Below are 6,164 nucleotides of genomic sequence, written 5' to 3'. Positions count from 1 at the left end.
GGCGGCCAGGGCGGCCTGGAACCAGGCGTGCTCGTTCGAGGAGTGGTTCGGCACGAGGTCGACGATGACGCGGATGCCTCGGGCGTGCGCCTCGGCGAGCATCGCGTCGAAGTCGGCGAGGGTGCCGAACAGCGGGTCGACGTCGCGGTAGTCGGCGACGTCGTAGCCGGCGTCGTGCTGCGGGGAGGTGTAGAACGGCGAGAGCCAGATGGCGTCGATGCCGAGCTCGGCGAGCGCGCCGAGCCGGGCGGTGATGCCCGCGAGATCGCCCATGCCGTCACCGTTCGCGTCCGCGAAACTGCGCGGGTAGATCTGGTAGATCACGGCCGTCCGCCACCACTCGTCTCGAGCGTCACGAGCGAGCTCGAAGTGACTCTTGCGGCGGATGGCCATTGGCAGCTCCCTTGGTGCGGTGGACGAACATCACGCAGGATCCCACAGGACACACTGATTGCAAAATCTTTCAGATGATGAAATGAGTTTGCTAAGGTCGCCGCAACATCACTCGTCTATGCAGGGGAGCCAGCGTCACCTCATGAATCGCTACTACGACCGACCGCATCACGATGGTTCGTCTCTCTACACGTCGACCCTCGGGCGGGGCGTCGGCGCGACACAGTTCGTTCGCGTGCGAGTTCCTCATGGATTCGGTGCTCCGCGTTCAATGTTCGTTCGTGTGGTCTGCGACGCGGAACCGTGCTTCTTCCCGCTCCTGCCCGGTGCTGCTTCTCCCGACTGGGACACCGCGGCTGAATGGTGGGAAGGGCACTTCGCGCTCCCGAACCCGATCACCAAGTACAGATTCCTCATCAACCTCGAGGACGGGAGCACGCGCTGGTTGTCCGCGGACGGTCTGGAGTCGCTTGAGCCTCGAGACAGCAGCGACTTCCGAACGACGTCGTTTCCGCCGCCGCCATCATGGGCACACCAGCAAGTGATGTACCAGATCTTCCCGGACCGCTTCGCGAGGAGTTCAGGCGCGTCCCGTGACATTCCGGTCTGGGCCGAGCCAGCGGAGTGGCAGGACGAGCCGGTCGCGGAGGGGCCCTCGACCTCGCGCCAGTTCTTCGGCGGAGATCTCGACGGCATCACCGAGCGGCTGGATCACCTGGAGCGCCTCGGGGTGACCCTCCTCTACTTGACGCCGTTCTTTCCAGCGCAATCGAACCATCGGTACGACGCTTCCAGTTTCGACCGGGTCGACCCGCTGCTCGGCGGCGACGAAGCGCTCGTCCGCCTGGTCGAAGCGGCGCACGCGCGCGGGATGCGGGTGATCGGCGATCTCACGACGAACCACACGGGCGACGGGCACGAGTGGTTCCGAGCTGCGTTCGGCAAACCCAGCGCCGTGGAAGCGGACTTCTACTACTGGAAGGACACCGACCACACCGACTATGTCGGTTGGTACGACCTGCCCAGCCTTCCGAAGCTCAATTGGGACTCGCGGGAACTGCGCCGGAGGTTCATCGAGGGGGACGATTGCGTGGTTGCGAAGTGGCTCCTCCCGCCGTTCAACCTCGACGGATGGAGAGTCGATGTGGCCAACATGAGCGGCCGACTCGGAACAGATGACTTCAATCGGACGATTCAGCGGACGGTGCGGGCGACGATGGACCGAGTCGCCCCTGGTCGGGTGCTCTTCGCAGAGTCGACCAACGACGCCACAGTCGACTTCGATGGCGAAGGGTGGCATGCGCCCATGAGCTACCCGTCCTTCACTCGTCCAGTCTGGAACTGGCTTCGACGCCCGACGAAAAACCGGCGCGACTTCGGCATCCCCTACGAATCCGCTCCTGCGTACTCTGCCGCGGACGTCGTCGAGAGCTACCGACGATTCACTGCGCCATATCCCTGGTCGGTGAAGCTCCTCGCGATGAACGCCATCGACACCCACGACACTGCTCGGTTTGCGGAAGAGGCTGACGACGAGCGCCAACTGGTCGCGGCTGGACTCTCGTACACGCTGCCGGGTACCCCGGTCGTCTTCGCAGGTGACGAGTTCGGACTCCGCGGACGCAATGGGGAGGGATCGCGGGCGCCCCTGCCGTGGGAAGCGCACCCCCGACTGCTCGCTGCATACAGCGAGCTTGGCCGCCTTCGGCGAGAGTCGGTCGCCCTGCAGACCGGCGGCCTGCGCTGGCTCTCTGCCGACAGCGAATGCCTGGCCTTCCTGCGGGAAAGCGATGAGGGCGCCGAACTCGTGATGGCATTCAGATCGCCGAGCGAACTCGCGCTGCCGCTCAACGTTGCTGAAGCGCTCGAGGATGCTCCTACGCTGACGTTCGGGAGCATCGCATTCCGACGGGAAGGCGCGCGGCTGCTCTGGGAGGCGGACGGGCCGGCCTTCGGGGTCTGGGCGGTTCGCTCGCTGGTCACGGCGCGCGCGTCCGCTCCCGAGCGGGTCAACGCCAATGCGTGACCTCGCTGAGTTCGACGCGTTCAGCGACCGCCTCGCGGTCGGCTTCGCAGGGGTACCTGGTGCACACGGACTCGTGTTCCTCGGGTCGGCCGCTGCAGGACACCGTCGAGACCGGTGGTCCGACCACGACTTCCTCGCGCTCGTGGAAGAGGAGCACGCCGAATCGGCCCGTGCGAACCTCGAGTGGCTCCCCGATCCGCAACGGGTGCTGTGCGTCGCCCGCGAAGGTGAGCTCGGCTTCTCGGTGCTCTACGACGACGGGCATGTCCTCGAGTTCGCCGTTGGAACGACCAAGGAGCTCGCAGCCGCACCACTGGATGAGGCGAAGCTGATGTTCGGAGATACGCGGATGCGGGACTTCGTCGACGCGGGGCAGGACCGTTTCGCTGCGCTCCCTGCTATTGACCCGGCCAACGAAGTCGCCCTTGCCTACATCAAACTCCTCATCGGGTACGGTCGAGCCTGTCGGGGCGAGCGCATCGCCGCCGGCCGTTTCGTGCGAGGCTGGGCGGTCGACCATCTGCTCCGGGCGATCCGTGCACGCATCCTCCCGGCCGGCGCAGCGCGCTCGGATCAGTTGGATCCTTCCCGACGCTTCGACGCCGCGTACCCGCACATTGCCACCCAGCTCGACCACGCTCTCGCTCAGCCAATCGAGCAATCGGCACGAGATGTCGCGATGCTCGCGCGCGTTGTGTTGGAACACGGGTGGAAGGAATTCCCGACCATGACGGCTGAACGCGTCCAATCACTGCTCAGGAAGAGCGGAGACGCTCCGAGCTGACGGATCCGGACGGCCTGACCGCACGGGAGAGAAGGCTGCGCTGCCGATCACTCCAGCGGTTCCCACAATCGAGGACAAGACAGAAGCGATTGCCCTCAGGGTCCGCGAGTACGGCGAAGCCGCCGTCCCCCTCTGAAACAGGCTCCCGGAGAACCGATCCGCCGAGTTCGACGGCACGTTGCACCATGCCTTCGAGGTCGTCGACGACGACATCGAGGTGCAAGTTGCTTCGCGGGTACCGTCGCTCACTCGCAGCACGCCGAAATGCGAGGAAGACCGGCGCCTCTGCCACGATGGCCCACTCCGAGCCGTCGACTGCCCACGTCGCGTCGAGCAAGCTGCCCCAGAACGCGGCGAGCTTGCGCGGATCCTCGCAGTTCGTGACGACCTCTTGAATGCTCCCGAGCATCAGGGCTGCACCGCCCGGTTGCGCGTCGTATCCGAGACGAGTCGAAGCGCCGGCAACCCCCGTCGACGGATGATCAGCTCCGCGACGACCAGGTTCGGAATCCAGCCGAGGAACGGGACGACCGAGTAGGCGTTGCTGAACGCGCCGTCGAACTCGAACCCGCCGAACGGTACTTGGGCGAAGATCAGGAGACCCATCCAGACGCGAAGCGTGACGGCGGAATACGTCAGCGCGAAGTTCCGAATCATCCAGGCTTGGTGGCTCGGGACATCCCGTCGGCGGATCGCTCGGTATGCTGCCGAAGCCGTTCCGAGCCAGAGTGCTGCCATCATTCCGAACCCAAACAGACCGGACAGCCCCGCCGGGCTGAACGGTGCGATCACGAGCGCGGAGACCCCAGCCACAGCGACGCTGAGAAGGATGAGCCTGCCGATCCACCGGTGCAGTCGAGGAGTGCGTGCCCGAAGCGCGCCGACGAATTGCACCGGCGAAAGCAGGAGGACGATCCCGCCCGAGATCACGTGCGCGTAGAACGCGACGACCACTGGGAGGGGCTGGTTGAGGTAGTCCTCCGCGAGACCCACGTGATCGGCGGCAAGATCTGCAAGGGAGGCGGTGACGTACGGAGTGACGGCGTATCCCACAACGGCGAGCGATGACAGCGCCACCCAGATCCACGCCGCTCCAGACCCCAAGGATGGCTTCGAAGAACGCGAGCTGTTGACGCTACTATCACTTTCTGCAATGAGCTTCACTCGCACATCGTGGCTCATCTGATCGAACTCGCCAAGGGGTGGGCTGGGAACCGGTACTTCGGTAGGAGTTCGCCTGCGGCAGCGGCGCTGCCTGCAAGCTCGAGGCGAGCGAAGCGCCGACTGCAGGAGGTAGGCATATGGATGCGGACTGGGCCTGTGCGGCATGCCCACACCGTGCGGTGGCGGGATGAGCATCCGGGTACTCATCGCCGACGGTGAGGAACTGATGCGGCTCGGCTTCGCGCTCATGCTCGAAAGCCAGTCGGGCGTCGAAGTCGTAGCGCTCGCGCAGAACCGATCCCAGGCAATCGAACTCTCGCGACGCCATTGCCCCGACGTCGTCCTCGTCGATCTGGACGGGGCATACCTCGAGGGCATCGCCGCGATCCGAGGCATCGTCGCGAGCGAGCCCTCGCCGAGCGTGATCGCGGTGGCGAGTTTCGACTGCGACGACGCGGCGTTCGACGCGCTCGAAGCCGGCGCGGCCGGCTATCTGAAGAAGGATGCGAGCGCAGGCGACCTACTCTCCGCGGTCCGGGATGCGTCGGGCGGGGGAGTGGCCCTTCCCCACTGGGTGATCAGTGAACTCGTACGGCGGTATCGTCGCCTGGCTCAGGCGCCCGAGACCGCCGCGGAATGCAAGCTGCTGACCCGACGTGAGCGCGAGGTCCTGAAATGTGTCTTGGAGGGCCTCACGAATGCTGAGATCGGAGCACGGCTTTGGCTGTCCGAGTCCACCGTGAAGTCGCACGTCGGGGCTGTCTTGCGAAAGCTGGGTGTTCGTGACCGAGTTGGAGCGGTCTTGTACGCCGCGAGATACGGTCTTCTCTCAGGCAAATGAGGGCGAGCGGTGGCGTTGCGTGAGTCGTCGTCCGCGAGAGATCATGCAGATCATGAAACTCGATTCAGCCACTATGCAGAAGGCGGGCCGATCCGTCAGCGAGCGGGATATCGAGGCGACGCTTCGCTCGCTCGGTATCGGTGACGGCTCGGTGCTGCTCGTTCACGCGTCGTTGTCCGCCTTCGGAGACGTCATCGGTGGCGAGCAAGCGGTCATCGATGCTCTTCAAGCAGCGATTGGCCCATCCGGCACGCTCGTAATGCCATCGCAGAGCTGGCAGCTTTGCGATCCCGAGTACTTGACGCCGGATGCGATGACGTTTGAGGAGTGCGACCGCGTTCGAGAGAATCTCCCGGTCTTCGACGTGGCGCGAACTCCGACACGGTCGATGGGCGCAGTTGCTGAGCTGTTCCGAACCCTGCCTGGCGCTCGGCGAAGCGGGCATCCTCACCGTTCGTTCGCGGCGCTCGGACCGGAGGCGGCGGTCGTCACCGCCGAGCAGAATCTCGATTCGCCGTTCGACGACGCGTCGCCTCTTGCGCGACTCTACGATCTCGACGCTGTCGTCCTGCTCCTCGGCGTCGGATTCGACAAGGCGACGGCGCTCCATCTCTCGGAGTGGCGATCGCGGGCACGGCTCCCCAGGGTTCCCAACGGCGCGCCCATGCTCGTGGGCGGTGAACGGTGCTGGGTCACCTGGGAAGAAACGTTGGCCGAGTCGGACGACTTCGAGGTGATCGGTGGTGCCTTCCGGTCGAGTGGCGCAACACGATCCGCGACGGTGGGGCGGGCAGGCTGCGAGGCGATGAGCCTCAGGGAACTCGTGGACTTCGGGGCGAGCTGGATGAATTCCAACCGCGAGATATGAAACAGCTTGCAAGTTTCGCAAGAGTCTGCCAATCTGCTTTCACCCGCAACGACGCTGCTCCCCTTCTCCGTGGAGGTGCTCGCGAGTG

General features: G+C 65.1%; 7 protein-coding genes. 4 read left to right on the top strand and 3 right to left on the bottom strand.

Annotated features, from left to right (window positions below; genetic code table 11):
* A partial coding sequence (locus tag ACFWE1_RS16860) for an alpha-amylase family glycosyl hydrolase (protein WP_376934579.1) occupies positions 1-393 on the bottom strand: 393 nt, incomplete at its 3' end.
* Between the two features lie 142 nt (positions 394-535).
* Here ACFWE1_RS16860 and ACFWE1_RS16855 point away from each other — a divergent pair.
* Both ACFWE1_RS16855 and ACFWE1_RS16850 read left to right on the top strand, forming a co-directional pair.
* Positions 536-2,419 (top strand): glycoside hydrolase family 13 protein, encoded by a 1,884-nt coding sequence (locus tag ACFWE1_RS16855; protein WP_376934577.1) that lies wholly within the window; start codon positions 536-538, stop codon positions 2,417-2,419.
* Positions 2,412-3,203 (top strand): hypothetical protein, encoded by a 792-nt coding sequence (locus ACFWE1_RS16850; protein ID WP_376934576.1) that lies wholly within the window; start codon positions 2,412-2,414, stop codon positions 3,201-3,203. The genes ACFWE1_RS16855 and ACFWE1_RS16850 overlap by 8 nt, the downstream gene beginning before the upstream one ends.
* On the opposite strand, the gene ACFWE1_RS16845 is transcribed toward ACFWE1_RS16850, so the two are convergent.
* Positions 3,175-3,612, bottom strand: coding sequence for a VOC family protein (locus ACFWE1_RS16845; RefSeq protein WP_376934575.1), 438 nt, complete (start codon positions 3,610-3,612; stop codon positions 3,175-3,177). The two genes, ACFWE1_RS16850 and ACFWE1_RS16845, sit on opposite strands and share 29 nt — an antisense overlap.
* Positions 3,612-4,280: a DUF2306 domain-containing protein gene (locus tag ACFWE1_RS16840; RefSeq protein ID WP_376934574.1), complete on the bottom strand. Its 669-nt coding sequence runs from the start codon at positions 4,278-4,280 to the stop codon at positions 3,612-3,614. Before ACFWE1_RS16840 ends, ACFWE1_RS16845 begins: the two co-directional genes overlap by 1 nt.
* Positions 4,281-4,554: 274 nt before the next feature.
* Between ACFWE1_RS16840 and ACFWE1_RS16835 the strand changes: the two genes are divergently transcribed.
* Together ACFWE1_RS16835 and ACFWE1_RS16830 are read left to right on the top strand one after the other, a co-directional pair.
* The gene (locus tag ACFWE1_RS16835; RefSeq protein ID WP_376934573.1) at positions 4,555-5,208 is read left to right on the top strand and encodes a LuxR C-terminal-related transcriptional regulator; all 654 of its coding nucleotides are present in this window, start codon (positions 4,555-4,557) and stop codon (positions 5,206-5,208) included.
* A gap of 52 nt (positions 5,209-5,260) precedes the next feature.
* The gene (locus tag ACFWE1_RS16830) at positions 5,261-6,076 is read left to right on the top strand and encodes an aminoglycoside N(3)-acetyltransferase (RefSeq protein ID WP_376934572.1); all 816 of its coding nucleotides are present in this window, start codon (positions 5,261-5,263) and stop codon (positions 6,074-6,076) included.
* The last annotated feature ends 88 nt before the right edge of the window (positions 6,077-6,164 follow it).

This window comes from Agromyces sp. NPDC060279, assembly GCF_042726785.1.
Taxonomy (GTDB): domain Bacteria; phylum Actinomycetota; class Actinomycetes; order Actinomycetales; family Microbacteriaceae; genus Agromyces.
This window is presented reverse-complemented; position numbering and strand designations above follow the sequence as displayed.